The 25,882-nt window shown below is 69.0% G+C and carries 26 protein-coding genes; 13 read left to right on the top strand and 13 right to left on the bottom strand.

What is annotated here, in order from left to right; translation table 11 throughout:
* The 6 genes from denD to IG196_RS29885 are packed head-to-tail and all read left to right on the top strand — an operon-like array spanning position 1 to position 5,445.
* Positions 1-1,014: a D-erythronate dehydrogenase gene (gene denD, locus IG196_RS29910; RefSeq protein ID WP_192194136.1), complete on the top strand. Its 1,014-nt coding sequence runs from the start codon at positions 1-3 to the stop codon at positions 1,012-1,014.
* A gap of 3 nt (positions 1,015-1,017) precedes the next feature.
* A complete protein-coding gene (otnK, locus tag IG196_RS29905; RefSeq protein WP_192194135.1) occupies positions 1,018-2,289 on the top strand; it encodes a 3-oxo-tetronate kinase in 1,272 nt (423 codons plus the stop codon).
* Complete coding sequence (locus IG196_RS29900) at positions 2,286-2,951, top strand: aldolase (protein ID WP_192194134.1); 666 nt, start codon at positions 2,286-2,288, stop codon at positions 2,949-2,951. The genes otnK and IG196_RS29900 overlap by 4 nt, the downstream gene beginning before the upstream one ends.
* A 12-nt stretch (positions 2,952-2,963) precedes the next feature.
* The gene (gene otnI / locus IG196_RS29895; RefSeq protein WP_192194133.1) at positions 2,964-3,782 is read left to right on the top strand and encodes a 2-oxo-tetronate isomerase; all 819 of its coding nucleotides are present in this window, start codon (positions 2,964-2,966) and stop codon (positions 3,780-3,782) included.
* Entirely contained in the window at positions 3,779-4,981 is a 1,203-nt protein-coding gene (locus IG196_RS29890; RefSeq protein WP_225616850.1) for an amidohydrolase family protein, read from the top strand. Before otnI ends, IG196_RS29890 begins: the two co-directional genes overlap by 4 nt.
* Entirely contained in the window at positions 4,978-5,445 is a 468-nt protein-coding gene (locus IG196_RS29885; RefSeq protein ID WP_099794045.1) for a RidA family protein, read from the top strand. Before IG196_RS29890 ends, IG196_RS29885 begins: the two co-directional genes overlap by 4 nt.
* Here the strand turns inward: IG196_RS29885 and IG196_RS29880 are convergent.
* The 9 genes from IG196_RS29880 to IG196_RS29840 form a co-directional block, all read right to left on the bottom strand.
* On the bottom strand, positions 5,438-6,088 hold the full coding sequence (locus tag IG196_RS29880; protein ID WP_192194132.1) for a TetR family transcriptional regulator C-terminal domain-containing protein: 651 nt from the start codon (positions 6,086-6,088) through the stop codon (positions 5,438-5,440). The two genes, IG196_RS29885 and IG196_RS29880, sit on opposite strands and share 8 nt — an antisense overlap.
* Positions 6,085-7,047 carry a PDR/VanB family oxidoreductase gene (locus tag IG196_RS29875; protein ID WP_192194131.1) on the bottom strand — a complete coding sequence of 321 codons (963 nt, stop codon included), beginning with the start codon at positions 7,045-7,047 and terminating at the stop codon, positions 6,085-6,087. The genes IG196_RS29880 and IG196_RS29875 overlap by 4 nt, the downstream gene beginning before the upstream one ends.
* Before the next feature lie 32 nt (positions 7,048-7,079).
* Positions 7,080-7,670: an NAD(P)H-dependent oxidoreductase gene (locus IG196_RS29870; RefSeq protein ID WP_192194130.1), complete on the bottom strand. Its 591-nt coding sequence runs from the start codon at positions 7,668-7,670 to the stop codon at positions 7,080-7,082.
* Positions 7,671-7,813: 143 nt separating this feature from the next.
* Complete coding sequence (locus tag IG196_RS29865) at positions 7,814-8,842, bottom strand: ABC transporter substrate-binding protein (protein ID WP_192194129.1); 1,029 nt, start codon at positions 8,840-8,842, stop codon at positions 7,814-7,816.
* Positions 8,843-8,899: 57 nt separating this feature from the next.
* The gene (locus IG196_RS29860; RefSeq protein ID WP_192194128.1) at positions 8,900-10,279 is read right to left on the bottom strand and encodes an FAD-binding oxidoreductase; all 1,380 of its coding nucleotides are present in this window, start codon (positions 10,277-10,279) and stop codon (positions 8,900-8,902) included.
* Positions 10,269-11,162 carry an ABC transporter permease gene (locus IG196_RS29855; protein ID WP_192194127.1) on the bottom strand — a complete coding sequence of 298 codons (894 nt, stop codon included), beginning with the start codon at positions 11,160-11,162 and terminating at the stop codon, positions 10,269-10,271. Before IG196_RS29855 ends, IG196_RS29860 begins: the two co-directional genes overlap by 11 nt.
* On the bottom strand, positions 11,140-11,949 hold the full coding sequence (locus IG196_RS29850) for an ABC transporter ATP-binding protein (RefSeq protein WP_153281525.1): 810 nt from the start codon (positions 11,947-11,949) through the stop codon (positions 11,140-11,142). Before IG196_RS29850 ends, IG196_RS29855 begins: the two co-directional genes overlap by 23 nt.
* Positions 11,950-11,972: 23 nt before the next feature.
* Positions 11,973-12,794 carry a creatininase family protein gene (locus IG196_RS29845; RefSeq protein WP_192194126.1) on the bottom strand — a complete coding sequence of 274 codons (822 nt, stop codon included), beginning with the start codon at positions 12,792-12,794 and terminating at the stop codon, positions 11,973-11,975.
* 170 nt (positions 12,795-12,964) lie between these two features.
* Positions 12,965-15,556 (bottom strand): autotransporter outer membrane beta-barrel domain-containing protein, encoded by a 2,592-nt coding sequence (locus IG196_RS29840; protein ID WP_192194125.1) that lies wholly within the window; start codon positions 15,554-15,556, stop codon positions 12,965-12,967.
* A gap of 201 nt (positions 15,557-15,757) precedes the next feature.
* On the opposite strand from IG196_RS29840, the gene IG196_RS29835 reads away from it, so the two are divergent.
* The 6 genes from IG196_RS29835 to IG196_RS29810 are packed head-to-tail and all read left to right on the top strand — an operon-like array spanning position 15,758 to position 20,961.
* Positions 15,758-16,273, top strand: coding sequence for a DUF1269 domain-containing protein (locus tag IG196_RS29835; RefSeq protein ID WP_101490853.1), 516 nt, complete (start codon positions 15,758-15,760; stop codon positions 16,271-16,273).
* Between the two features lie 57 nt (positions 16,274-16,330).
* Positions 16,331-17,506, top strand: a complete 1,176-nt coding sequence (locus tag IG196_RS29830) for a c-type cytochrome (protein WP_192194124.1) — start codon at positions 16,331-16,333, stop codon at positions 17,504-17,506.
* Positions 17,503-19,305, top strand: coding sequence for a cytochrome c oxidase subunit I (ctaD, locus tag IG196_RS29825; RefSeq protein ID WP_192194123.1), 1,803 nt, complete (start codon positions 17,503-17,505; stop codon positions 19,303-19,305). The genes IG196_RS29830 and ctaD overlap by 4 nt, the downstream gene beginning before the upstream one ends.
* A complete protein-coding gene (locus IG196_RS29820) occupies positions 19,302-19,919 on the top strand; it encodes a bb3-type cytochrome oxidase subunit III (RefSeq protein ID WP_192194122.1) in 618 nt (205 codons plus the stop codon). Before ctaD ends, IG196_RS29820 begins: the two co-directional genes overlap by 4 nt.
* An 11-nt stretch (positions 19,920-19,930) precedes the next feature.
* Positions 19,931-20,623 (top strand): heme-copper oxidase subunit III family protein, encoded by a 693-nt coding sequence (locus IG196_RS29815; RefSeq protein WP_192194121.1) that lies wholly within the window; start codon positions 19,931-19,933, stop codon positions 20,621-20,623.
* 14 nt (positions 20,624-20,637) lie between these two features.
* Positions 20,638-20,961: a cytochrome C oxidase subunit IV family protein gene (locus tag IG196_RS29810; RefSeq protein WP_101490858.1), complete on the top strand. Its 324-nt coding sequence runs from the start codon at positions 20,638-20,640 to the stop codon at positions 20,959-20,961.
* Positions 20,962-20,970: 9 nt separating this feature from the next.
* Here the strand turns inward: IG196_RS29810 and IG196_RS29805 are convergent, their stop codons facing one another.
* The 4 genes from IG196_RS29805 to IG196_RS29790 all read right to left on the bottom strand — a co-directional run bounded on the left by IG196_RS29805 (position 20,971) and on the right by IG196_RS29790 (position 25,046).
* A complete protein-coding gene (locus tag IG196_RS29805) occupies positions 20,971-22,596 on the bottom strand; it encodes an MFS transporter (RefSeq protein WP_192194120.1) in 1,626 nt (541 codons plus the stop codon).
* Positions 22,597-22,626: 30 nt separating this feature from the next.
* Positions 22,627-23,397: an amino acid ABC transporter permease gene (locus tag IG196_RS29800; protein WP_192194119.1), complete on the bottom strand. Its 771-nt coding sequence runs from the start codon at positions 23,395-23,397 to the stop codon at positions 22,627-22,629.
* An 87-nt stretch (positions 23,398-23,484) separates the two neighbouring features.
* Positions 23,485-24,243, bottom strand: a complete 759-nt coding sequence (locus tag IG196_RS29795; protein WP_192194118.1) for a basic amino acid ABC transporter substrate-binding protein — start codon at positions 24,241-24,243, stop codon at positions 23,485-23,487.
* Positions 24,244-24,323: 80 nt separating this feature from the next.
* Positions 24,324-25,046, bottom strand: a complete 723-nt coding sequence (locus IG196_RS29790; protein ID WP_192194117.1) for a hypothetical protein — start codon at positions 25,044-25,046, stop codon at positions 24,324-24,326.
* Positions 25,047-25,226: 180 nt separating this feature from the next.
* Between IG196_RS29790 and IG196_RS29785 the strand changes: the two genes are divergently transcribed.
* Positions 25,227-25,871: a hypothetical protein gene (locus tag IG196_RS29785; RefSeq protein ID WP_192194116.1), complete on the top strand. Its 645-nt coding sequence runs from the start codon at positions 25,227-25,229 to the stop codon at positions 25,869-25,871.
* Positions 25,872-25,882 lie beyond the last annotated feature (11 nt).

Here is a 25,882-nt window from a genome sequence, read left to right as displayed (position 1 = left end):
ATGAACGTTCTCATCACCGGCGGCTGCGGCTTCCTCGGCGCCCGCCTCGCCCGCACCCTGCTCGCAGGCGGCCCGCTCGCACTGGCCGGCGGCCAGCCCCAGGACATCGCACGCATCACGCTCGCCGACCGCGTGCCGCCGCCCGCCGACCTCGCCGCCGACGCGCGCATCCAGTTCGTGCAGGGCGACCTCTACGAACAGGCCGCCAACGGCGCGCTGCCGCTGGCCGACACCGACGCCGTGTTCCACCTCGCCGCCGCCGTGAGCGGCGAGTGCGAGGCCGACTTCGACCTCGGCATGCGCAGCAACCTCGACACCACGCGCGCCCTGCTCGACGCCTGCCGCAGCGCGGGCCATGCGCCCGTGTTCGTGTTCTCCAGCTCCGTCGCCGTGTTCGGCGATTCGCCCGAGCAGCGCCTGCCCGCGGTGATCGAAGACACCACGCTGCCCACGCCGCAGAACAGCTACGGCATCCAGAAGTTCATCGGCGAACAGCTCGTGGCCGACTACACGCGCAAGGGCTTCGTGCAGGGCCGCAACGTGCGGCTCATGACGGTGTCGGTGCGCCCGGGCCGCCCGAACGGCGCGGCGTCCAGCTTCCTCAGCGGCATGCTGCGCGAGCCGCTGGCCGGCGTGCGCGCACGCTGCCCCGTGGCGCCCGAAACGCCGGTCGCGCTGGCCTCGCCCGGCAACACCGTCGCCGGCATCGTGCGCGCGGCCACCGCTGGCGCCACCGAATGGGGCGCGCGCACCGCCATCAACCTGCCCGCGCTGACCACCACCGTGCGCGAGATGGCGCAGGCGCTCGAGCGCATCGCCGGCACCGAGGCCACCGCCCTCATCGACTGGGAGCCCGACGCCGCCATCGCGAAGATCGTCACCAGCTGGCCCAGCCGCATCCACGCCGCGCGCGCCGAGGCGCTGGGCCTGAAGGCCGACGCCAGCTTCGACGCCATCCTGCGCGACTACGTGCGCGAGAACGCACAGGCGGTCACGCTGCCGCTGAAGGGCTGAGCGATGGCGAAGCTTGTGCTCGGCTGCATCGCCGACGACTTCACCGGCGCCACCGATCTGGCCAACAACCTCGTGCGCGCCGGCATGCGCGTGGTGCAGACCATCGGCGTGCCCGCCGGCCCGCTCGATGCCGACGTGGATGCGGTCGTGGTCGCGCTCAAGTCGCGCACCATCGCACCGGCCGAGGCCATCGCGCAGTCGCTCGACGCGCTGCGCTGGCTGCAGGCGCAGGGCGCGCAGCAGATCTACTTCAAGTACTGCTCCACCTTCGACAGCACGGCCCAAGGCAACATCGGCCCCGTGACCGAGGCCTTGATGGACGCGCTGCAATGCGACTTCACCATCGCCACGCCGGCCTTCCCCGACAACAAGCGCACCGTGTTCAAGGGCTACCTGTTCGCGGGCGACGTGCTGCTCAACGAGAGCGGCATGCAGAACCATCCGCTCACGCCGATGACCGACCCGAACCTCGTGCGCGTGCTGCAGGCGCAGTGCACGCGCAAGGTCGGGCTCATCGACCACGCGGTGGTCGCACGCGGTGCAGCGGCCATCGACGAACGCATCGCGCAATTGAAGGCCGAGGGCGTCAGCATCGCCATCGTCGATGCGGTCTCGAACGACGACCTGCTGCGCATGGGCCCGGCGCTCGCGAAGCTGCCGCTGCTCACGGCGGGCTCGGGCGTGGCCATCGGCCTGCCGGCCAACTTCGGCCTCGCGCCGTCGTCGCAGGCCAGCGCCTTGCCGAAGGCCGGCGGCAAAACCGCGGTGGTGTCGGGCAGTTGCTCGCTGGCCACCAACCGGCAGGTGCTCGACTTCATCCAGCGCGGTGGCGCGGCCATGGCCATCGACCCGCTGCGCATCGCGGCGGGCGTGGACGTGGCCGCCGAGGTGCTGGCCTGGGCCGCACCGCTGATCGACAAGGGCTCGGTGCTCGTCTACTCGACCGCCGAAGCCGGCGCCGTGAAGTCGGTGCAGGGGCGGCTCGGCGTGGAAGAAGCCGGCGCGATGGTCGAACACACCATCGCCGCCATTGCACGCGGCTTGGTCGAGCGCGGCGTGCTCCAGTTGGTGGTCGCTGGCGGCGAAACCTCGGGCGCCTGCGTGCAGGCGCTGGGCATCGCGCAGATGCAGATCGGTCCGCAGATCGACCCCGGCGTGCCGTGGTGCCATGCGCGCTCCGATGCGGCGCCCGAAGCGGGGCTGCACATCACGCTGAAGTCGGGCAACTTCGGCAGCGACGATTTCTTCACCAAAGCTTTTACAGTGCTCGCATGACCGAGAACGAAGCCCGCGACGAAATCTGCCGCGTCGGCCGCAGCCTGTTCGAGCGCGGCTACGTGCATGCCACGGCCGGCAACATCAGCGTGCGGCTGGACGACGGCTTTCTCATCACGCCGACCGACGCCTGCCTGGGTTTTCTCGACCCCGCGCGGCTCGCCCGGCTCGATGCACAAGGCCAGCAGACCGGCGGCGACCGCGCCAGCAAGACCATCGCGTTGCACACGCGCATCTACGCCGCCGCGCGCGCGTTCGATGCGGGCACGGCCTGCGTGATCCACACACACAGCACGCACTGCGTCGCCCTGACCTTGGGCAACCCGCAAGCCGAACTGCTGCCCGCGCTCACGCCCTACTTCGTGATGAAGGTCGGCCATGTGCCGGTCATTCCGTACCACCGCCCCGGCGCGCCCGAGGCGGCCGAGCAGGTGGCAGAAACCATCGCGCGCTACGGCGCGGCCGGCACGCCGATCCGCGCGGCGATGCTCGCGCGCCTGGGCCCCAACGTCTGGCACGAGACGCCGGCCGCCGCGATGGCCGTGCTCGAAGAGCTGGAAGAAACCGCACGCCTGCAGATGCTCACGCAGGCCACCCGGCCCGCACCGCTCGCCCCCGATCAGGTCGATGAACTGCGCCGCACTTTCGGTGCGCGCTGGTAGTACAAACACCCCATGCCTCAATTCGCCGCCAACCTCTCGATGCTCTACCCGGAGCTCGCATTTCTCGACCGCTTCGACGCCGCCGCGAAAGACGGCTTCCAGGCCGTCGAGTACCTCTTCCCCTACGACTTCAGCAAAGAAGAGATCGTCGCGCGCCTGAAGCACAACGGCCTGCAGCAGGTGCTGTTCAACGGCCCGCCCGGCGACTGGGCCGGCGGTGAACGCGGCCTGGCCTGCCTGCCGGGGCGCGAGGGCGAGTTCCGCGAGGGCATTGCCAAGGCCATCGACTACGCCGTGGCGCTCGACTGCCCGCGCATCCACGTCATGGCCGGCCTGGTGCCCGAAGGCCTCGCACGCGAGGCGGCGGAAGCCGTCTATGTCGAGAACCTGCGCTGGGCCGCGGCCGAGGCTGCGAAGGCCGGGCGCGACGTGCTGATCGAGCCGATCAACACGCGCGACATTCCGCGTTTCTTTCTCAACCGGCAGGACCACGCGCACCAGATCGTCGAGACCATCGGTGCCGCCAACCTCAAGGTGCAGATGGACCTGTACCACTGCCAGATCGTCGAGGGCGACGTGGCGATGAAGCTGCGCCAGTACCTGCCGACCGGCCGCGTCGGCCACCTGCAGATCGCGGGCGTGCCCGAGCGCCACGAGCCCGATGTCGGCGAGCAGAACTACGACTACCTCTTCGGCGTGATCGACGAGGTTTCGGCGCAATGCGGCTGGCAAGGCTGGGTCGGTTGCGAATACCGCCCGCGCCGCGGCATGGAACCCGGCGGCACCTCGGCCGGCCTGGGCTGGCTGCGCGACTGGCGCCAGCGCGCATGACGATGCTCGAAGCGCTGCGCATCCCGATGCCGCTGCGAGGTTTTGCAGCGGGCGATGCGCAGGTCTTCGACGTCACAATCGATGGCGACACGGTCGTGGCCATCGTGCCCAGCGCGTCGCAGACACAAGCACGCGGCACGCTGCTGAGCGCCCTCGTCGAAGCGCACGCGCACATCGACAAGAACTTCACCGTGCAGGACGTCGGCGCCGCGCAGGGCGACCTGTTCACCGCCATCGAGCGCATGGGCCGCCACCGCGCGAGCTGGACCGGCGCATCGCTGCGCCTGCGCATGGAGCGCGCGCTGCACGAGGCCTGGCGTGCCGGCACGCGCGCGCTGCGCACGCACCTCGACTGGGTCGAGCCCGAGCCGCCGGCTGCGCTGGCCGTGTTCGAGGCGCTGCGCGAAGAGTGGGCTGGGCGCATCGAATTGCAGTTCGTCGCGCTCGTGCCGCTCGACGTGTTCGCCGACCTCGCGGCCGGCGAACGCATCGCGCGCGACGTGAAGCGCGCGGGCGGGGCGCTGGGCGCTTTCATCTACCGCAACGACGGCCTCGTCCACAAGCTGGGCCTCGTGTTCGACCTCGCGCAGCAGCACGGGCTGGGGCTCGACTTCCACGTCGACGAAGGCCTGGACACCGACGCCAGCGGCCTGCGCAGCATTGCGCAACTGGTGCGCGCGCGCGACTTCAAGGGCCGCGTGGTCTGCGGTCACGCCTGCTCGCTCTCGGTGCAGGACGATGCCGTGGCCGCCGAAACGCTCACCTTGTGCGCTGGCGCCGGACTGCACCTCGTCGCGCTGCCGACCACCAACCTCTACCTGCAGGGCGCGTGGGACCGCACGCCCGTGGCGCGCGGCATCACGCGCATCCGCGAGGCCGCCGCGCACGGCCTGCGCGCCAGCCTGGCCACCGACAACGTGCAGGACGCCTTCTATCCCTACGGCAGCTACGACCTGCTCGAGACCTTCGGCCTCGGCGTGCAGATGGCGCACCTCGCGCCCGCCGCCGACTGGCTCGACACCATCACCGTGAACCCCGCGAATGCGCTGGGGCTCGCGTGGGACGGCCGCATCGCGCCGGGCTGCCCGGCCGACCTGGTGGTGCTGGCCGCCACCGACGAACACGAACTCATCGGCCCGCGCGGCCGCCTGCGCAGCGTCTACCGCGCGGGTCAACTTCTGGAGCCGACAACACCATGAGCATGGGCAAGCCGATGGCCAACTATGCCGCCGCCAAGCGCGTCGGCGATTTCGTCTTCATGAGCGGCGTGGTCGCCGTCGACCCGGCCACGCGCCGCGCGGTGGCTGGCTACGACGCCATTCCCGAAGAAGCTCGCACCGCGCTGCAGGGCGTGGGCTACGCCACGGGCCAGATGTCGGTCGACATCTTCGAGGCGCCCATCGTGGCGCAGAGCTGGTTCGTGCTGGAGCGCATCCGCCAGATCGCGGCCGAGCACGGCGGCACCATGGAAGACGTGGTGAAGCTGGTGCAGTACTTCCGCCACCTGCCGCACTACGCCTTCTACAACCGCGTGCGCGGCCTGTTCTATCCGGGCGAGCCGCCGGTGAGCACGGTGGTCGAGGTGTCGCGTTTCCTGCCGGGCGACGAGGTGCTCGTCGAAGTGGAAGCGACGATGTTCCTGCCTCTGCGCAGCGCTACTTGACGCCCGCGCCCTTGAGCAGGAACTCCGTCACCTGCTCGATCAGGTAGCGGCGGTCCTTGTCGTCGCCCTGTTGCGCGGCGCTGCGGTAGTAGGCCGCCTGCGTGGCGTGGTCGGCGTAGAACTGCGTCACGGCCCAGATGTGGAACAGCACCAGCATCGGGTCGGATTTGTCCATGAGGCCCTGGTTCATCCAGTTCTGGATCACCGCGGCGGCCTGGTCGGTGCGCTGCTTGCTCGTGTCCATCATGCTGTCGATGACGGGTGCGCCGCGCATCATCTCGGCGGTGAAGATGCGCGAGCGCAGCGGGTGCTCGAACGAGAACATCATCTTGCGCTGGATCAGGTCGCCCAGCACCTTGCGCGGGCCGAAGGCTTCGTCGCTGAAGCCGAACACCACGATCCAGTCGGTGAGGATGTCTTGCAGCACCTGCCGGTACAACGCTTCCTTGCTCTCGATGTAGTAGTGCAGTTGCGCCTTCGACAGCCCCGCCTTGTCGGCGATGGCCTGCGTCGACGCGCCGGCCAGGCCTTCGCTGGCGAACACCTCGATGGCGGCCTGGTTGATGAGGCCCAGCACCTGCGTGTACTTGCGCGAACGCCCGCGCGTGGCGGGTGCTTCGCTGTCGGTGTCGCTCACGCTCACAGCTGCAACACCAGGTCGGGGCCCTTGGCGCGCGAGCAGCACAGTGCCACCTTGGTGCGCCGCTCGGTGCCCGTGAGGCAGAAGTCGCGGTGCTCGGCGCCTTCGCCGTCGCCCTCGACCACGCAGGTGCCGCACAGGCCCTGCTGGCACGACACGGGAATGTCGATGCCCACTTCGTGCAATGCGTCGACCGCGGTCTGGTCGGCCGCCACCGGCACCTCGATGCCGCGCCGCGCCAGCTTCAGCGTGAAGGGCAGGCCCGTGGTGGCGGCGGCCGTGCCGGTGGGCGCGGCGAAGTACTCGGTGTGCAGCGCGTCTTCGGGCCAGTGCGCGGCGGCCTCGCGCACCGCCTGCATGAAGCCGCCGGGGCCGCAGACGTACAGGTGCGTGTCGGGCGCGCGCTCGGCCAGCAGCGCGTGCAGGTCGATGCGCTGTGACGCGTCGCCCTGGTCCAGGTGCAGCTTCAGGTGCGGCGCCAGCGCGGGCGCGTGCAGCGCCTCGGCGAAAGCCAGGTGCTCCTCGCTGCGTGCGAACACGCACAGCGTGAAGTCGGCGCCGCGCGCGGCCAGCGCCTGCGCCATGGCCAGCAGCGGCGTCATGCCGATGCCACCGGCCAGCAGCAGGTGGCGGCGGGCTTCGGCGCGCAGCGGGAAGGTGTTGCGCGGCGCGCTGATCGCAATGAGGTCGCCCTCGCGCACGCGCTCGTGCATCGAGGCCGAGCCGCCGCGGCTCGCGTGCTCGCGCTTCACGCCGATCATGTAAGAGCCGGCGCCCGACGGCGCGCGCGCCAGCGAGTACTGGCGCGAGAAGCCGCCGGGCATGTGCACGTCGATGTGCGCGCCGGCCTCGTAGCCGGGCAGCGCGCGGCCCCACGGATGCGTCAGCTCGAAGGCCAGGATTTCCGGCGTCTGGCGCGAGATGCGTTCGACGCGGACGGTCAGGGTGCGTTCGAGGCTCATGGTGTCTGTCTCCCTGCTTGCTTGTTTGTTGGCTAGATGTTGTGCAGCGTGCGCGCCACGCGCGCGATGAAATGGCTGCGGTCGCGGTCGGTGACGGCGTTCATGTCGTGCAGCTGCAGCCACGTCACCTTGCAGCGCCATGCGAACAGCGCCCGCAGCGCGCGCGTGAACAGCCGCCGCCCCGGATCACCGATCACCATCACGAACCAGCGCGGCGAGCCGCCCGTGGTCACAACCGTCAGCCGGCGGATGTGCCGCATGCCCGACTTGGCGAGTTGTCCCTTGCGCTCCGCGGGCAGGAAGGCCACGCCCGGCAGCCACACGCGCTCGAGCCAGCCCTTGAGCATGGACGGCGGTCCATGGAACCAGGTGGGGTAGACGAACACCAGGTGCTCGGCCCACAGCAGCGCTTCGACGTGGGGTTTCACGCGTTCGCGGATCAGATCGGGGTTGTCGAGGTAGGCGATGCGCTCTTCGCGTGTCAGCGTCGGGTCGAAGCCCTCGGCGTACAGGTCGATGGCCCGCACGGGGTGGCGAGGCTGCAGCGCTTCGAGGGCGGTGCGGTAGAGCGCGTGGTTGAAGCTGTCAGGATTCGGATGGCAATGGACGACGAGCGTTTTCATGGTTCGGGCCGGTTCGCCTGTTCGGCGAGACGGGGTCAGAGCCCAGGGATAAGAGGCCGCGCGTGCCTTATGGCAAACCCAGGCGCCGGCATCTGACCCCGGCGCAAGCCCCGCGCGACCCACGGGAAAAACAACGAAGCGAATTACTTGCCGGCGAGCTTCTTGCGGATGTCGACACCCACGCCCTTGTTGACGAACTGCGTGCTCACGACCTTCGACAGGTCGATCTCGCCCGGCTTGTACAGCCCGGCCTTGACCATCTTCTCGTAGAAGTCCTTCACGCGCGCTTCGTCCATGGCGCCGATGCCCTTGGTGAGCGAGTCGCCGCTGTCCACGATGCCCATCTTCTTGATGAGATCGATGGAGCCCTGCAGCGCGGCCGGCGTGGCGTCGGGGTTGGTCTTGGCCATGAGCTCGTTGGCGGCCTTGTTGTCGCCGTAGAGGTAGTTGTTCCAGCCGATGATCGAGGCCTCGATGAACTTGCGCACGGTCTCGGGCTTGGTCTTGATGAGGTCGGCGCGGGTCTCGATGGTGGTGGCGTAGGTCGAGAAGCCGTGGTCGGCCAGGAGGTGCACCACGGGGTCGAAGCCGGCCTGGGCCTTGATCGACAGCGGCTCGGAGATGGCGTAGCCCTGCTGGATCGACTTCTTGTCGGCGAGGAACGGGCCGACGTTGAAGGTGTAGGGCTTGAGCTGCGAATCCTTGAAGCCGTGCTCCGACTTCATCCACTGCCAGAAGCTGAACTGGCCGTCCTTGCCGATGAAGGCCACGGGCGCCTTGGTCAGGTCCTTGAAGGTGTCGTAGCCCTGGCCCGGATGGGCGAACATGGCCTGCGGGTCTTTCTGGAAGATGGCCGCAACCACCACGGTGGGCACGCCGTTCTTCACGTTGTCGAACGACTGCAGCAGGTTGCCGGTCATCAGGAAGTCGACCTTGCCGGCCGGCAGCATGGGCCGGTTGTTGACCATGGGGCCGCCCTGCATGATTTCCACGTCGAGGCCGTACTTCTTGTAGGTGCCGTCCACCAGCGCCTGGTAGAAGCCGCCGTGGCCGGCCTGCGCCTTCCAGTTGGTGGCGAACACCACTTTTTCCTGGGCGTGTGCGGCGAAGGCAGCACCTGCGAGGGCCAGGCCGAAGGCCAGCGGCCGGAGAGAGAGAGCGGGGATGCGCATGGGGACGGACTCCTGTGGAGGTTGGGGTGGGGACGGGATGCGAAGACTAATGTTTTTTCAGCGCTCGACGGCCATGTCGGGCGTCCATCCGCGCGTTTTTCCGGGGTTCATCAGCCCCATCGGGTCGCTGCGCTTCTTGAACTCGATCTGCTGCGTGTCGATGGTCTTCATGCCGCCGTCCTCGATGGTGAAGACGTGCGGGTTGAAGATCTGCGCGCCGCCCTGCGACTCGATCTCGCGCATCACCTCGTACTGGTGGGCCTCGCCCTTCCAGCGCACGAGCAGGATGCCGAAGGTGCCGCACTCGCCGTTGGCGCGCGCGAAGTCCTGGTGCTGGAGCACGTCGTCGCCGAAGATGGCGAGGTGACGCTCGACCACGGCCGGATCGAAGGGCTGGGCGTAGGCCACCTGCAGGTACGTCCAGCTGCGGTCGGCCTTCAGCGCCTGCAGCGTCGTGTGGTTGAAGGCGCACTCGTAGGCCGGCGGCAGGCCGGCGGCCTGCAGCTCATCTTCGGTGCCGGCCACCGAGATGGTGCCGCCGTGCGCCGCGGCCAACGCGCGAAAGCCCGCCAGCGTGTCGGGCGAGACCATGGTGAACACCGCGTGCCGGTCGGGCGGAAAGTGCTCGCCCATGGCCGTGTAGTAGGGCGAGAAGCGCGCCTCCACGGTCGAGAGCAGAAACAGATCGTACGCGGGCGCCTGCGCGGCAATGCCGAAGTCGAGCGCACCGCGGTACGTTTCGAACAGCACCGTGCAGTGCACCCAGTCGACCGCCGGGCTCAGCGCCACTTCGACGTCGAGGATCACGCCGTTGGTGCCGTAGGCGTGGTGCACCTGCTGGATCTCGTCGCCCACCAGCTCGATGACGCGCGGCTCGCGCTCCACCGTCATCACGCGCGCGCGCAGCAGGTTGCCGGGGTCGCGCAGGATGCCGTGGCGGAACGAGCCGATGCCGCCGAAGCCGCCCGCGATGAAACCGCCGATGCTGGCCACATGCCAGGTCGAGGGCCACATGCGCAGCGCCTGGCCGGTTTCGCGCGCGGCGAGGTCGATGTCGTGCATGCGCGCACCGGCTTCGACGCGGATGCGTCCGTCGGCCAGGTCGAGCACGCGGCACATCTGCGTCACGTCGAGCACGAGTCCGCCTTCGAGCGGCACGCACTGGCCGTAGTTGCCGGTGCCGCCGGCACGCACGGTGAGCGGCAGCTTCCACTTGGCGGCCACGGCCGCGACCTGGCGCACGTCGTCCTCGGTGCTGACCTTGACCACGAGGTCGGCCACGCAGCCCGCGAGCTGCGCCGTGAGGATGGGGCTGTACCAGTAGAAGTCCTTGGACAGCTGCTTGCGCTGGCTGGGCGTGGCGATCACGTTCAGGCCGCGCAGGTCCTCGCGCACGGCGTCCCAGTCGACCGCGGACAGCGGGGTTCTAGCGTTCACGGCGCATCTCGCTCTCGTGCCAGTGGCCGAGCACCAACCGCGACAGCGCGGCGAACACGATGAAGATCACGATGCCCAGCAGAGACACGAGCAGCAGCGCCGCGAACATCATCGGGATCTCGGTGCGGAAGCTCGACTCGAGGATGCGCGAGGCCAGCCCCGTTTCCTTGCCCGCCGTGCCGGCCGTGAACTCGGCCACCACCGCGCCGATGAGGCTCAGGCCGCCGGCGATCTTCAGGCCCGCCATGAAGTACGGCAGTGCGCTGGGCGCGAGCAGGTAGCGGAAGGTCTGCCAGGGCGAGGCCTTGTACAGCTGGAACAGGTCGCGCAGGTTGCTGTCGGCGCTCTTCAGGCCGATGACGGTGTTCGACAGGATGGGGAAGAAGGCCACGATCCACGCGCACAGCAAGAGCGCCGCGGTGGTGCTCGACACGTAGATCAAGATGAGCGGCGCGATCGCGATGATCGGCGTCACCTGCAGGATCACGGCGATCGGGAACAGGCCGATCTCCACCCACTTGAACAGCGCGAACGCAATCGCCAGCAGCACGCCGCCGACGATGGCGGCGCCCAGCGCGAGCAGCGTGAGCTTCACCGTGAACCACAGCGCGCCCGAGAGCGAACCCCAGTTGTCGAACAGCGTGCGCAGGATGAGCGAGGGCGCGGGCAGGATGTAGTGCGGGATGTCGTTGGCACGCACCATCCACTCCCACACCAGCAGCAGCGCCGCGACGATGACGACCGGCACGACGACGCGCAGCGTTGCCTCGCGCCGGCGCAGCTTGTCTTCGTGCGCGCGCAGCGTCTCGGCGGACGGCGTGGCTTCGTGGGCGGTGGTGGTGTCGAGGGGCATCACGGTTTCAATGGTCGATGTCGAGGCCATGGAGTGCTCCGTGCAGAGAGTGTGAAACGGCGGTGCAGTGCGCGTTGTAGCGGCTGGAGGTGCGGAAGGCTTCGCCGCGCGGGTAGGGCTCGTCGATGGCGATCTCGTCGATCACGCGGCCCGGGCGCGCCGCCATCACGACGATGCGGTTCGACAGATACACCGACTCGTACACGCTGTGCGTGACGAACACGATCGAGAAGCGGTGCTCGCGCCAGATGGCCAGCAGGTCGTTGTTGAGCTTGATGCGCGTCATTTCGTCGAGCGCGGCAAAGGGCTCGTCCATGAGCAGCAGGCGCGGGTGCGTGACCAGTGCGCGCGCAATCGACACGCGCATCTTCATGCCGCCCGAGAGCTCGCGCGGGTACACGTCGGCAAAGCGCGAAAGGCCGACCAGCTCCAGCACCTGCTGCACCACCGGCGCGGCCTCGTCGCGGCCCATGCCCGCGAGCTTGAGCGGCAGCCAGACGTTGTCGAACACCTTGGTCCAGGGCATGAGCGTGGGCTCCTGGAACACGAAGCCCAGGTCGCGGTCGCTCTTGCTGTCCTTCGCGGTGCCGGTGTTGGCGCCCGACCATTGCATGTCGCCCGAGCTGATGCGGGTGAGTCCGGCGATCAGCCGCAGCGCGGTGCTCTTGCCGCAGCCCGAGGGGCCGAGGAAGCTGACGAAGTCGTGCTCGCCGATGTCGAGCGTCATGCCTTGAAGGGCGAGCGTGCCGTTGGCGAATCGCTTGCCGACATTGCGAAGGCGGACCAGCGGCGGCGTGGATGGCGTGGTGCTTTCCATGGAACTCCTTGTGCAGCCGGGGCTCAGCGCCAGGCGGGAACGTTGGCCAGCCGCTCCAGCGGGAAGCGGTCGATCTCGTGCAGCAGCTCGACGAAGCGCTGGCCCACGTGGTCGAGCACCGCGGCGCCCTTCTCGGCGCTGGCGCGGGTGGCGTCGCCGGCGGCGCCGGCCGGGTTGATGTCGTGCATCTGCCAGCCGAGTTTGCCGCTGGGCGTGATCGACAGGAACTTGTTTTCGGCCGCCATCTGCTCGGTCAGGGAGCTGAAGTTCTGGAACTGGTCGCGGCGCACGTAGTCGGGCGTGAGGTGCAGCATCACCGAGCTTTCGAGGTCGCCCGCGTGGATGCCGTGCTTGCCTTCGTGCGCGGTGAACAGGCCTTCGGGCAGGCCCAGCGTGTACCAGTTGGCGGCGACGACCATCATGTCGTGCTCTTCGCGCAGGTCGCGCGCCACGATGTCCATCACGCTCATCTGCCCGCCGTGGCTGTTGTAGAGCACCAGCTTGCGCACGCCGGCCTTGGCGACGCAGGCGCCGACGTCCTTCCACAGCGAGATCAGCGTGTTCGCCGACACCGTGAGCGTGCCCGGGTAGCGCGAATGCTCGTTGCTCTTGCCGTAGGGCACGGTGGGCAGGAACAGCGCCGGCAGGTCGTCGGGCAGGTAGGGCAGGCAGGCCTGCACCATGCCGTCGATGGTGGCGGTGTCGGTCGACATCGGCAGGTGGGGGCCGTGCTGTTCGGTCGCGCCCACCGGCAGCACGGCGATGAGCCGTTCGCGGTCGAGGCGGGAGAACTCTTCACTGGTCAGGTCGGACCAGAAGCGGCTGCGCAAGGGGGGGTGATTCATCGGGATGTTCCTCGGGGCGGGCGGACGGGATGATGGTCTAAATTATCCATGTGGTCAAAAAAGACTGGCTATCCGTGGATACCCGTTGATCTTTATCAAGCAAACTGCATGCCATCAAATTTGCCCGGACGGTCAAAACTTGACCCGTCCGGTGTCCGGCGCCCCGGGGGTCACCACCGCATGCGCAGCCCCAGTTGCCCTTGCACGCCGGTCTGCTCGGTGATGCCGATGGCGCTGGTGTAGGCCAGGCCGCCGTAGACCGACAGCGTCTGGTTCAGCTGCCCGACGATGCCGCCGCCGACCTCGAGCGCGCTCGCGTTGCGGCGGTTGACGACTTGGTCGGTCGGCCCGAAGTAGATCGCGTTGCTGCCGCTGAAGGTGTGCCACAGGTTGACCTTCAGGTAGGGCTTCCAGACGCCGCCGGCCGCGTCGAAGCGGCCTTCGAGCCGCGCGCCGAGCCGGCCGGTGACGGCGTTGTCGCGCTGGAAGCGCACGGTCGAAAGGCCGTCGTCGAAGTCGTCGAGCGAACTGCGCTGCCAGATGAGTTGTACCTGCGGCTGCAGCGTCACGGTGTCGCTCAGCGCGAGCGGGTAGCCGGCCTCGAGCGATGCGGTCACGTGGGTGCCGTGCGGGCGGCCGCCGCGCCCCAAGGTGGAGCGCGCATCGGCCTTGTAGCGCGTGGCCAGGAGCACGGCGTCGCTGTACCAGCCGCTGCTGGCCACACGGGTCCAGTAGGCACCCAGGCTGTAGCCCTCGACGGTGAGCCGGCCGGCCGCCGCGTTGGTGGCGCCGCCGGCGACGCCGCTCGCGTTCCCGCTGGCCCGTGTGTAGCCGCCCAGCACGCCGACGCGGTGGCGCCCGCCCGCGCTGTCGGTGGCCGCCAGGAAGTCGTGGCCCAGCTGCAGGCCACTCACGCTGCCGTCGAATTGCGGGTTGGCATCGCCCCGCAGCCGCTGCCGCGTGCTTTCGCCGAACACGCGGCCCCACGAGGCCTGTCGACCTCCACCTTCACCGTCCGCGAGCAGTTGCGGGTCGCCCTGCCGGTCGTGGAAGGTGCCCAGCTGCGCGAGTCCGAGGCGGCGCACGGCGATCGGCAGGGCGCTGTACAGCGGCACCTCGGGCCGGTAGAGCTTCACCGGCTCCACCGTTGCCGGGGCGCCCGACTCGGCGATCACCTCGGCAGCTTCTTCCAGCGAGCCGACCACGGTGCCGCCGACCAGGTAGCCGTTGTTGCGCAGGTACCAGTTGTCGGGGTTGCTGCCCGTCGCGCCGCCGCGGAACAGCCGGTAGTTGTACGCGCCGGCCTCCACCGCCTGGGTCAGCGAGAACGCCTTGTCGGCCGTGGTGCCGCCGTTCACGGCCTGCACCACCAGGATGCCGTCGGCCAGCGTGGGCGCGCCCAGGCCGCCGCGGTTGACCACGCGCAGGCCGGTGGAACCCGTGGCCGCGCCGCCGTCGATCACGAGCTTGTCCGACGGCGCGTTGTCGCCCGCCAGCACGGTGTTGACCTGCACCAGCGCGCCCGTGCCGCCAACGTAGTTGCCGCGCACCGTGAAGGAGCCGAAGCCGACGCCGTCGTTCGGGCCGGGCAGCAGCGTGCCCTGGTTCGTCACGTTGCCCGCGAAGGTGCCGGTGCCGGCCACGGTGGTGCCGGGGAGCACGGTGATGACCGGGCTCGTCAGCGTGGCGGGCAGGTTGAAGCGGCCGGACTCGATGCGGATCGAATCCGAAAAACTCGCGTCGGTCTGCCACGACCACGCGGTGCCGCGCATCGTCAGGTGCTGGAAGTTGCGGAAGGCGTTGTCGACCGTGCCGCTGCCTTCGAGAAAGGTGCTGGCCGTCTTGCCGACGCCGCCGTCGGCGCCGCCTTTGATGACCGAGCCGGTCTGCAGGATCAGCGTGCCGTTGCCGAGCGCGCCCATGTAAATCGCGTCGGTGTTGGCGGCGCCGCCGTGGCCTTCGATGGTGCCGGCGTTGACCAGCACGTCGTTGCCGTTCTGGCCGCGATAGCCGTAGCCGTTGGCGCTCGAGAACGAGGCGCCGGCGCGGTTTTCCACGCGCGAGAAGAAGGTGCCGCCGAGCGTGTTCGCATGCACCGCGTCGGCGCCGCCCGCCGGCGAGTTGGCGCCGGTGGTGGCGATGCTGCCGGTGTTCACCAGCAGGTTGGTCACGAGGTTGCCGCCCTGCAGGTACACGCCCTTGGCCGAGGTGCCGCTGGCCGAGATGCTGCCGTTGTTGATCACCGTGTTGCCCGGGCCCAGCGAGGAGATGCCGTGCGAGCTGCCGCCCGTGGTGCCGATGCTGCCGTTGTTGGTGATGAGCGTGCGCGTGCTGCTGTTCGACGTGACGAGGATGCCCGAGGTGCCGCTGCTCGTGGTGCGCAGGGTGCCGTTGTTGGTCAGCGTGTTGTCGTTGCCCGTGGCGACCATCGCCGCGCGCGCCGAGCCCGAACCGCCCGAGACGGTGATCGTGCCGTTGTTGGTGATGGTGCTGGCATCGCGCACCAGCAGCACCTGCGTGGCGTTGGTGGTCAGCGTGGCGCCGCTGTTCACGGTGATGGTGACGCCGGTGCTGCCCGGCGTGGCGATCACGCTGGGTGAGCCGGTCGTGGCGCCGTCGCAGACCACCGTGTCGCCGGTGCCCGGCGTGGCGGTGGGACCGCAGGCCGCGTGCGCGGCGCCGCCCGCGAGCCCTGCGAGGGCGGTCACGAGCCAGGGGAGGCGGGAAGAACGGGAAAACCGGGGGCCTTGCTTCATGCGCATGTTGTCTGCTCCTTCTTGTTTTTCATAAGGCCGTGGGGGCCTGGCGCGACGGATTATTCAGTGCAAATTCCCATCTGGAAACCGACGAGCTTCCGTATTCACCGGGTCGATCCCGATTGAGCGGCGACTTGAATGCAGCCCCTCTTGAGCCTATAAATCACCCATGGACTCTTGCTCGTCGCAAGACGGAAAGGAGGCGCCATGAAAAGACGCATCTATTGGCTGTTGCCCGACCTGGCGAGTGCCAGGCAGGCCATGAACGATCTGCTGCTGGCGCGTGTCGACATCGCGCACCTGCATTTCGCCGCACGCGAAGGCCAGGACATGGCCGGGCTCCATGCGGCCAACATCTGGCAGACCTCCGACCTCGTTCACGCCGCCAAGACCGGCTGGGTGCTCGGCACCGCCTGCGGTGTCGTCGTCGGCCTGCTGGCCGCGCTGCTGTTCCCGGTGTTCGGTGACGAGTCCGAATGGGCCGTGGCCGTGGGCCTGGCGCTGCTGGGCGGCGTGGTGGGCGCGTGGTCGGCCAGCATGGTCGGCGTGTCGATCCCGAGCCCGCGGCTGGAACGCTTCGAGAGCGCCATCGCGCAGGGCCAGGTCTTGCTGATGGTCGACCTGCCGCCGTCGCGCGTGCGCGAGGTCGAGGCGATGCTGGAAGCCACGCACCCCGAAGCCCGTTTCGAGGGCGATGAGCCGCACATTCCGGCGATCCGCTGACGCCCCCGCGCATGCGATCCCCGGAACCCACGATGGCCACCCCAGGGAGCGCAGCACATGACCATCGCCGTCGTCCTGTTGCTCATCGTGGTGGCCTCGGTGGCGTTCCACGTCGTCAACCCGTGGTGGACGACGCCGCTGGCCTCCAACTGGCAGCCCATGGACGACACGCTGACCATCACGCTGGTCATCACGGGCCTGTTCTTCGTCGTCATCAACGTGTTCCTCGCCTACACCGTGGTGCGCTTTCGCCACCGCGAGGGGCGCCGCGTGGCGCCGCATGCGCCTGAGGGCCGCGCGCTCGAGCGCTGGTTGATCGGCGGCACCACCGTCGGCATCATGGCGCTGCTGGCGCCCGGCCTCGTGGTGTACGCGAACTACGTGCGCACGCCGCATGACGCGCTCGTGCTCGAGGTGCTGGGCCAGCAGTGGCAGTGGCGCTTTCGCCTGCCGGGCGCGGACGGCAAGCTGGGCGCGACCGATGCGCGCTTCGTCAGTGCCGCCAATCCGTTCGGGCTCGACCCGGCCGACCCGGCGGGGCAGGACGACCTGCTGGCGCCCGGCGACGAGGTGCACCTGCCGATCGGCCAGCCGGTGCTGGTGCTGATGCGCTCCCACGACGTGCTGCACGATTTCTTCGTGCCCCCCATCCGCGCGCGCATGAACATCGTGCCGGGGCAGGTCAGCCGCTTCTGGTTCACGCCGACCGTTGCGGGCCGCTACGAGGCGCTGTGCGCGCAGCTGTGCGGCGTGGGCCATCCGAACATGCGCGGCTTCGTGGTGGTGGAAGACGCGGCGGCCTACGGCGCGTGGCGCACTGCGTTGCCGACCTTCGCCGTGATGCAGCAGGCGCGGGCGGCCCAGGCGGCGCAAGCGGCCCAGACGCCGGCCGCTGGCGGCGGTGGCGCACGCGTCGACCAGGGCCGCGCGCTGGCCGATGCCAAGGGCTGCGTGGCCTGCCACACCATCGACGGCAGCGCGCGCGTCGGACCGACCTGGAAGGGCCTGTACGGCAAGAACGAGTCGATGGCCGACGGCAGCACGGCGCTGGTCGACGAGGCGTATCTGCGCAGCTTCATCCGCGACCCGCAGGCGCGCCATGTGAAGGGCTTCCCGCCGGTGATGCCGAAGATCGACCTGAGCGACGAGGAACTGGCCGCGCTGGTGGCCTACATCCAGAGTCTGGGCAGCCCGCCGGCGCAGGCTGCCACCGAACAGAAGGCCGCGCGATGACTGACGCTGCTGTGCTCACCCCCGACGACGAACACGACGCACACGATGACGACGCCGGCCACCCGGCGCCGCAGAGCTTCCTGCGCCGCTACGTCTGGAGCCAGGACCACAAGGTGATCGCCGTGCAGTACGCCTGCACCGCCATCGCGGTGGGCGTGGTCGGCCTGGTTCTGTCCAACCTCATGCGGCTGCAGCTCGGCTTTCCGGGCCAGTTCGAGTTCATCAACGCCGAGCGCTACTACCAGTTCGTGACCATGCACGGGATGATCATGGTGATCTACCTGCTCACGGCGCTGTTCCTCGGCGGCTTCGGCAACTACCTGATCCCGCTCATGGTGGGCGCGCGCGACATGGTGTTCCCCTACCTCAACATGCTGAGCTTCTGGGTCTACCTGCTGTCGGTGGTGGTGCTGATGGCCAGCTTCTTCGTCGCGGGCGGCCCCACGGGCGCGGGCTGGACGCTGTACCCGCCGCAGTCGATCCTGCCCGGCACGCCGGGCCACGGCGGCGGCATCGTGCTGATGCTGGTGTCGCTGCTGATCTTCATCGTGGCCACCACGATGGGTGGCCTGAACTACGCGACCACCGTGCTGCAGGCGCGCTGCAAGGGCATGACGCTGCTGCGCATGCCGCTCACGGTGTGGGGCATCTTCGTGGCCACGGTGCTGGCGCTGCTGGGTTTTCCGGCGCTGTTCGTCAGCGGCGTGATGCTGCTGCTCGACCGCACGATGGGCACCAGCTTCTTCATGCCGGCGCTGGTGTCGATGGGCCAGGTCACGGGCTACAAGGGCGGCAGCCCGCTGCTGTTCCAGCACCTGTTCTGGTTCTTCGGCCATCCCGAGGTCTACATCGTGGCGCTGCCGGCCTTCGGCATCGTGTCGGACCTGATCAGCGTGCACGCGCGCAAGCGCATCTTCGGCTACCGCACGATGGTGTGGGCCATCGTGGCCATCGGCGGGCTCAGCGTGGTGGTCTGGGCGCACCACATGTTCGTGAGCGGCATGAACCCGTACTTCGGCTTCTTCTTCGCGACCACCACGCTGGTCATCGCGGTGCCCACCGCGATCAAGGTCTACAACTGGCTGCTGACGCTGTGGCGCGGCGACATCCACCTGTCGGTGCCGATGCTGTTCGCGCTGGCCTTCATGTGCACCTTCGTGATAGGCGGGCTCACCGGGCTGTTCCTGGGCAACGTGAGCGTGGACATCCCGCTGTCGGGCACCTACTTCGTGGTGGCGCACTTCCACATGGTGATGGGCGTGGCGCCGCTGCTGGTGGTGTTCGGCGGCATCTACCACTGGTTTCCCAAGATCACCGGGCGCATGCTCGACGACCGGCTCGGCCGGCTGCACTTCTGGATCACCTTCCTCGGCACCTACGCGATCTATTTCCCGATGCACTACCTCGGTGTGCTGGGCATGCCGCGGCGCTACTACAACTTCGACGGCTACAAGTTCATTCCGCCCTCGGCCTTCAGCCTGAATGAATTCATCACCGTGGTCGCGCTGATCGTCGGCGTGGGGCAGGTGCTGTTCATCGTCAACCTGGCCTGGAGTGCCTGGCGCGGCCGACCGGCCGGCGCGAACCCGTGGCGCGCCGCTTCGCTCGAATGGCAGACACCCGAAACGCCGCCCGGCCACGGCAACTGGGGGCCGCGGCTGCCCGTGGCCTACCGCTGGGCCTACGCCTATGGCGTGCCGGGCGCGGCGGAAGACTTCATTGCGCAGAACGCGCCGCCGCAGGCGAGCGACGACAAGGACGACGTGCCGGTGAGCGGCGCACGGGGGGCACCGGCATGAACGCGGACACTGCCCTGCGCATGCGCGGCCTGCCGCGTGACGTGCGGCTGCGCGACGCGCACGCGAACGCCGCCGGCATCGGCCTGTGGGTCTTCATGGGCGTGGTCACCGCGCTGTTCTCCCTCTTCACCGTGGCCTACGTGATGCGCATGAGCAGCGGCGACGCGATCGCGCTCGCGCTGCCGTGGCAGCTGTGGCTCAGCTCGGCGCTGCTGGTGGCGGGCAGCGTGGCGTTGGAAGGTGCCGCGCGCAGCGCGGACCTGGCGCGCATGCGCCGTCTGCTGCTGGCCGGCGGCCTGTGCGCCGTGGGTTTCCTCGGCGTGCAGCTGTGGGCCTGGGGCGCGATGGCGCACGCGCAGGTCATGCCGGCCGGCAACCCGTCGGGCAGCTTCTTCTACCTGCTGACCGCCATGCACGGGCTGCACCTGGCGGGCGGGCTGGTCGGGTGGGCGATGGCGGCGCGCGTCGCGTGGGCCGATCCCGCCCGCGCCGGATGGCGCATCGCGCTGTGCGCGCGCTACTGGCACTTCATGTTGGCCGTGTGGCTGGCGCTGTTCGCACTGCTGGGATGGGTGACGCCGGAGGTGGCGCGCGTCATCTGCGGCACTTCGTGAGGAGGCTTCGCATGAACCACTCCGCTGCAACCCTCACCGGCTCTGCCGTCGCCGCGAGCGGCTGGCGCGGGCTGGTGGCCGACTGGTCGTCCGATCGCCAGGCGTTCCACGTCTCGTGGGGCAAGGCGATGATCTGGATCTTCCTGCTGAGCGACATCTTCATCTTCAGCTGCTTCCTCACGGGGTACATGACGGTGCGCGTGTCGACCACCGCGGCGTGGCCGAATCCGAGCGAGGTGTTCGCGCTGCACGTGGGCGGGGCGGACGTGCCGTTGTTGCTGATCGCGATCATGACCTTCGTGCTCATCAGCAGCAGCGGCACGATGGCGATGGCGGTCAACTTCGCCTACCGCGGCGACCGCGTGAACGCCGCCACGCTGATGCTCGTGACCGCCACCTTCGGCGAGCTCTTCGTCGGCATGCAGGCCTTCGAGTGGTCCAAGCTGATCCTCGAGGAGGGCGTGCGGCCCTGGGGCAATCCGATGGGCGCGGCGCAGTTCGGCGCGGCCTTCTTCATGATCACGGGCTTCCACGGGCTGCACGTGTCGGCCGGCGTGGTGCTGCTGTTTGCGGTGGCCTTCAAGCTCATTCGCGGCGACTACGACAAGGCCGGCAACTACCAGGTGGTCGAGATCGTGGGCCTGTACTGGCACTTCGTGGACCTGGTGTGGGTCTTCATCTTCGCGCTGTTCTATCTCTGGTGAGGAGGAGGACCACCATGAACACCCATATCACCACCACCGGCCAGCAGCACCCCATCGGCCTGTACCTGAAGATCTGGGGGCTTTTGTTCGTGCTCAGCGCGATGTCGTACATGGTCGACTACTTCCACGTGCAGAGCTATTTGCGCTGGGGCCTGATCCTCGTCTTCATGCTGCTCAAGGCCGGGCTCATCGTCGCGGTCTTCATGCACATGGCGTGGGAGCGGCTGGCGCTGGTCTACGCCATCCTGCTGCCGCCGCTGTGCCTGCTGGTGCTGGTCGGGCTGATGGCCGCGGAGGCCGATCACACCTTCCTCACGCGGCTGCTGTTCTTCCGCTGACGGACTCGCTCAGCGGCGCACCACGAAGCGCGTGATCACCGGCGCCGTTTCGCCGAGGTGAAACGCCAGCCGGCGTTCGCGCAGCGCCATGTCGGCGGCGGTGGCGCGGTTGAAGCGGCGCAGGTGGTCTGTCCACGACTCGTCGACGATCTGCTCCACGTAGCGCTCGGGCTGCGCGATGTCGTGCAGCAGCTCCCAGCCGATGGCGCCCTGGCCCAGGCGCGCGCGCCGGGTCTGCTGCATCACGAGGTGGAAGGCCGCGGCGCGCGACGGATCGATCAGGTACTCGACCGTGATCACCACGCGGCCGTCTTCCTGCGGCGCCTCGGCGGGCGGCCCGGTGGCCCAGCCGGCCTGGGCGGGGCGCACGTCGTCCTCGCCGCTCACGTCGGTCACCCAGCGCATGGCCGCCAGCATCAGCAGCGTGCCGCTCACGGCGGCGATGGCCAGGCTCAGCTTGAGCGACGTGACGGTGGCCACCTGGCCCCACAGCGCCGCGCCGATCGCGCTCGCGCCCATGATCGCCATCTGGTAGGTCGACATGCCGCGCGCGCGCACCCAATCGGGCAGCGCGAGCTGGGCCGACACCGACAGCGAGTTGGCCACCGTGATCCACGCCATGCCGCCGAAGAACATCGCCGGCACCGCGACCCAGGCGTTGGGCGCGACGGCCATCACGGCGGTGGCGGCCGACTGCAGCATGGCGCCGCGCAGCACCAGCTGGTCGCGCCCGAGCGCCTGGCGCAGCCGCGGCAGAAAGAGCACCGCGATGATCGCGCCCGTGCCCATGGCGGCCAGCAGCAGCGTGAAGGTGCCGGCACCGCCGCCCTCGAGGTTGCGTGCCAGCAGCGGCAGCAGCGCCAGCAGCGCGGTCGAGTGGAAGAAGAAGAGCGAGACGCGCGTGAGCACCGCCCGCATGCGCTGCGACTGGCGCACGAACTGCACGCCCACGCGCATCGCGCTGATGAGTTTTTCGCGGCCCAGCGGGTTGGGCGTGTGCTCGCGGCGCCAGCGCAGCACCACGAAGCCCGAGGCCACCGACAGCACCGCGTTGAGCGCAAACACCCACACGCTGCCCGCGCTCGCGATCAGCATGCCGGCTGTGAGCGGGCCGACGATGCGCGAGGCGTTCATGGCGATGCCGTTCAGGCCCAGCGCCGCCGGCAGTTGTTGGCGCGGCACCAGCTCGGGCACGATGGCCGAGAACACCGGCCAGCGCAGCGCCAGCCCGATGCCGTTGGCGAAGGTGAGTGCCAGCAGGAGCGGCGCGGTCATCACGTCGAGCGCGATGGCGGCGCACAGCACCACGGCCGTGCCGGCCAGCCAGAACTGCGTGGCCACCAGCCAGCGCCGGCGATCGAGGATGTCGGCCAGCGCGCCGCTCGGAAGCCCGAGCAGGAACACCGGCAAGGTGGAGGCCGACTGCACCAGCGCCACCCAGATCGGCGAGGAGGTGAGCGAGGTCATCATCCACGCCGCCGCCACATCGTTCATCCACATGCAGATGTTGGCGATGAGCCAGGTGCTCCACAGCATGCGGAACACGGGGAGCTTCAGCGGCTCGAGCGCCGCGAGGTTCGAGGGCTGCGGCTTGGCCGGCGGGAGGGGTGTCTCTTCGGGGGATATGGGCGGCATGTCGCGCTATTGTGGCGCGACGTGGCGCGCCTAGCCCCGGTCGCTGCGGGCGAGACGGTGTTCCAGTCGGCGCAGCAGCGTCGTGAGCACCAGCGTCATCACCCAGTACACCACCGAGATCGCCAGGTACGGCTCCCAGTAGCGCGCATAGGCGCCTGCCACGGTGCGCGCGGCGTAGGCCAGCTCGGCCAGGCCGATGGCCGACACCAGCGAGGTGTCCTTGAGCAGCGCGATCGCGTTGTTGCCCAGCGGCGGCAGCATGCGGCGAAACGCCTGCGGCAGCACCACGTAGCGCATCACCTGCGCGGGGCTCAGGCCCAGCGAGCGGCCGGCGTCGAACTGCCCGCGCGAGATCGACTGGATGCCGGCGCGGAACACTTCCGAGATGTAGGCCGCCGAGTTCAGCGTGAGCGCGACCACGCCGGAGATCAGTGCGCCGTGCTCCTGCTTGAGTGTGCGCGCGAGTTCGCCGTCGATGAGCAGGCCGGTGCTCGGGTGGATGAACACCGGCATCACCGCGAAGTGGATCAACAGGATCTGCACGAACAGCGGCGTGCCCCGGAAGAAGCTCACGTACACCGTGGCCGGCCAGCGCAGCAGCACGCGCGTGACCCAGGTCCACGGCGCATGGCGCGCCTGCGCCAGCCGCGCGAGCGCCAGGCACAGGCCCCAGCTCGACCCGAGCAGCACGCAGACCACGGTCATGCGCAGCGTCATCCAGGCGCCCTGCCAGAACAGGTCCTTGTATTCCACGAGGATGTCCCAGCGGAACCATCCGAAAAGCAGGATCGGTTGTTCCATCCTTAGCTCCTCCAACTTTCTCAATCAACAAACGAAAAACGAAACGGCCGCTGGAAGGCGGCCGTGTTCAATGCAATGCCGTGCGGCTCAGCGCACGTTCGGGTCCTTGTTGAACCACTTCTTGTAGATCGTCACGTAGCTGCCGTCGGCGCGGATGGCCGCCAGGCCGGCGCTGAGCTTGTCGAGCAGCGCCTTGTCGCCCTTCTTCACGACGATGCCGAAGCCTTCTTCGGGGAAGGACTTGTCGTCCAGCGTCTTCAGCTCGGCGTGCTGCGCCACGCGGTAGGCGATCACGCCGTTGTCGCCCATGGCGGCATCGACGCCGCCGCCGGCCAGCTCGGAAATGATGAGCGGCGTGCTCTCGAAGCGGCGGATGTTGGGGCTGGTCTTGCCGAACTCGCGCGAGGCGATGTCGTCGGCGGTCGAGGCGCTGACCACGGCGATCTTCTTGCCGGTGAGGTCCTTCAGCGAGGCCACGGTGCTGTTCTTCGGCAGCGCGATGAGTTGGCGGGCCGCGAAGTACGGCGGCGTGAAGTCGTAGCTCTGCTTGCGCTTCTCGTTGATGGTGACACCCGAGATCACGAGGTCGACGTCGCCGTTGTTCAGCGCACCGAAGATGCCGGTGAAGGGCGTGTTGACGACCTTGATCTTCAGGCCCTGCTGCTTGGCGATGGCGTTGATGATGTCGATGTCGAAGCCGACGATCTGCTTGTCCTTGTTCTCGAAGGCAAACGGCGCATAGGTGGCGCTGGAGGCCACGGTGAGTTCGCGGTTCTGGGCCTGGGCACCGAAGGCGAGCGTGGCGGCTGCGAGGCCGAGGGCCAAGGCGCGGCGGAGGGAGTTCATTCGGGGTCCTTGTGTCTTGCCGCCCGGCGGGAAGCGGTGGGCGAGCATTTTAGGCGGTCGCTATCGGGACCCCTTGCCGCCTATCGGGCGAACAGGAAGTAGAGCGCGACCGCCACCAGCGCCACGATGGCGATCACCTTGCCCGCACGGGGCGACGCGGAGGCGCCCGTGGAATGCCACGTCACGCTGCGGGTGTGCACGGTTTTCGTGTGGCCGCCGCTGCTGCGCTCCGTGCGGGCGAGCGCGTCGGCCGCGACCTGCCGGCCTTCCGGCGAGCCCGCGGACGTCGGCGATGCGAGGGTCTGCAGTTGCGCGGGCGTCAGCACGCCGGTGCGCACGGCCCAGGCCAGCGTGGCGGCTGGCGACGCGGGCGCCGCCCACTCGGGTTCCGGTGCGGGCAGCAGGCTCAGGGCCTGTGCGTGCTGCGCGGGGTCGACCAGCTGCAGCGCCTGCAACTGGTCGAGCGCGCTGTCGGTCACGCCGTCTTCCAGGCGGTTCGCCATGAGGCTGATCTCGAGCAGCACCCAGGCCGGCGCCTGCCCGCTGACCATGGCCACCGCGTTCGCCACGGTGCGGTGCGCCTCGTCTTCCGCGCCGGGGGCGGCGCGGGCGTGCAGGCCGGGCAGTGCCTCCGGCGCGACGATGTCCTTGGCGGCCGCCCAGCCCAGCGCTTCGCTCGGGGTGCGCAGCGCGGCGGTCGGCAGGTCGGGGTGCGCGAGCGCCTGTGCGTGTTCCGCGTCGGTCAGCAGGCCCAGGGTGTGCAGGTGCGACAGGGCCCGCAGGCCGGTTGCTTCGGGGTTCATGGGGCCAAGTGTCCCAGAGGTCTTGCGAAGGGCGGCCACGCCCGTTCGGCGCTCCCATCGTGTGCGTTACTTCTCGGTGCGCACCCATATTTGGGCATCGATTCGATACACGGCGCATCAATTAGTTAACACATATAACAATAAGGAACTATTAAAAACAATTGGTCAGGGAAGAAGGTTATGCCATTGGTTTTGGGCGTCATGGGGCTCCCTCAGGTCGAGGTCGAGCTCTTGAGGATCATCGTTCGCCTCAGCTCCAATCTCCGGTCCCTCTGGACCGTCAGCGAATCGCAGCCGTGCGACCTGTTGCTGGTGGACGGCGACACGCCGGCCGCCGAGCGGCAGACGCCGGCGGCACGCTTCGTGGTGCCGATGGTGGCGCGCGGCGATGCAGCGCCAGTAGCCCCCGCGCGCCGCACGCTGGCGCGTCCCATCTACGCGGAAGAGCTGGTCGCGCTGCTCAACCAGATCACGCCGAGCGGGGCTTCGGGCGACGCGGCGCGCGCCATGGTGCGCTCGATCCGCGCACGCGCCTCGCTGATCCGCTGGCCCTCGCAGGTGACCCTGCAGCGCCATCCGATCTACGTGCGGCTCGCGGCCGCGCTGTCGAAAAGCGCTCAATCGGCCGAAAGCCTGAGCGTGCTGGGCCGCATCGACGTGCAGGAGTGCAGCACCTTCCTCGGCTTGCTGGAGGAAGAAGGCGCGCTGACCTGGTCGGAGGAAACCCGCGGGCCGCGCCCCTCGGGTGCGAGCGCTGGCGGCGAGGCCGCGCAGCACAAGCGCGGCCTGCTCTCGCGCATCCGCCGACGCCTCGGGCTGGCCTGAAGAGGGCACCG

It is taken from the genome of Variovorax sp. 38R, from assembly GCF_014843395.1.
GTDB classification, from domain to species: Bacteria; Pseudomonadota; Gammaproteobacteria; order Burkholderiales; family Burkholderiaceae_C; genus Variovorax; species Variovorax paradoxus_H.
The sequence above is the reverse complement of the archived record's forward strand: the minus strand, read 5'-3'. Positions and strand labels throughout refer to the sequence as shown.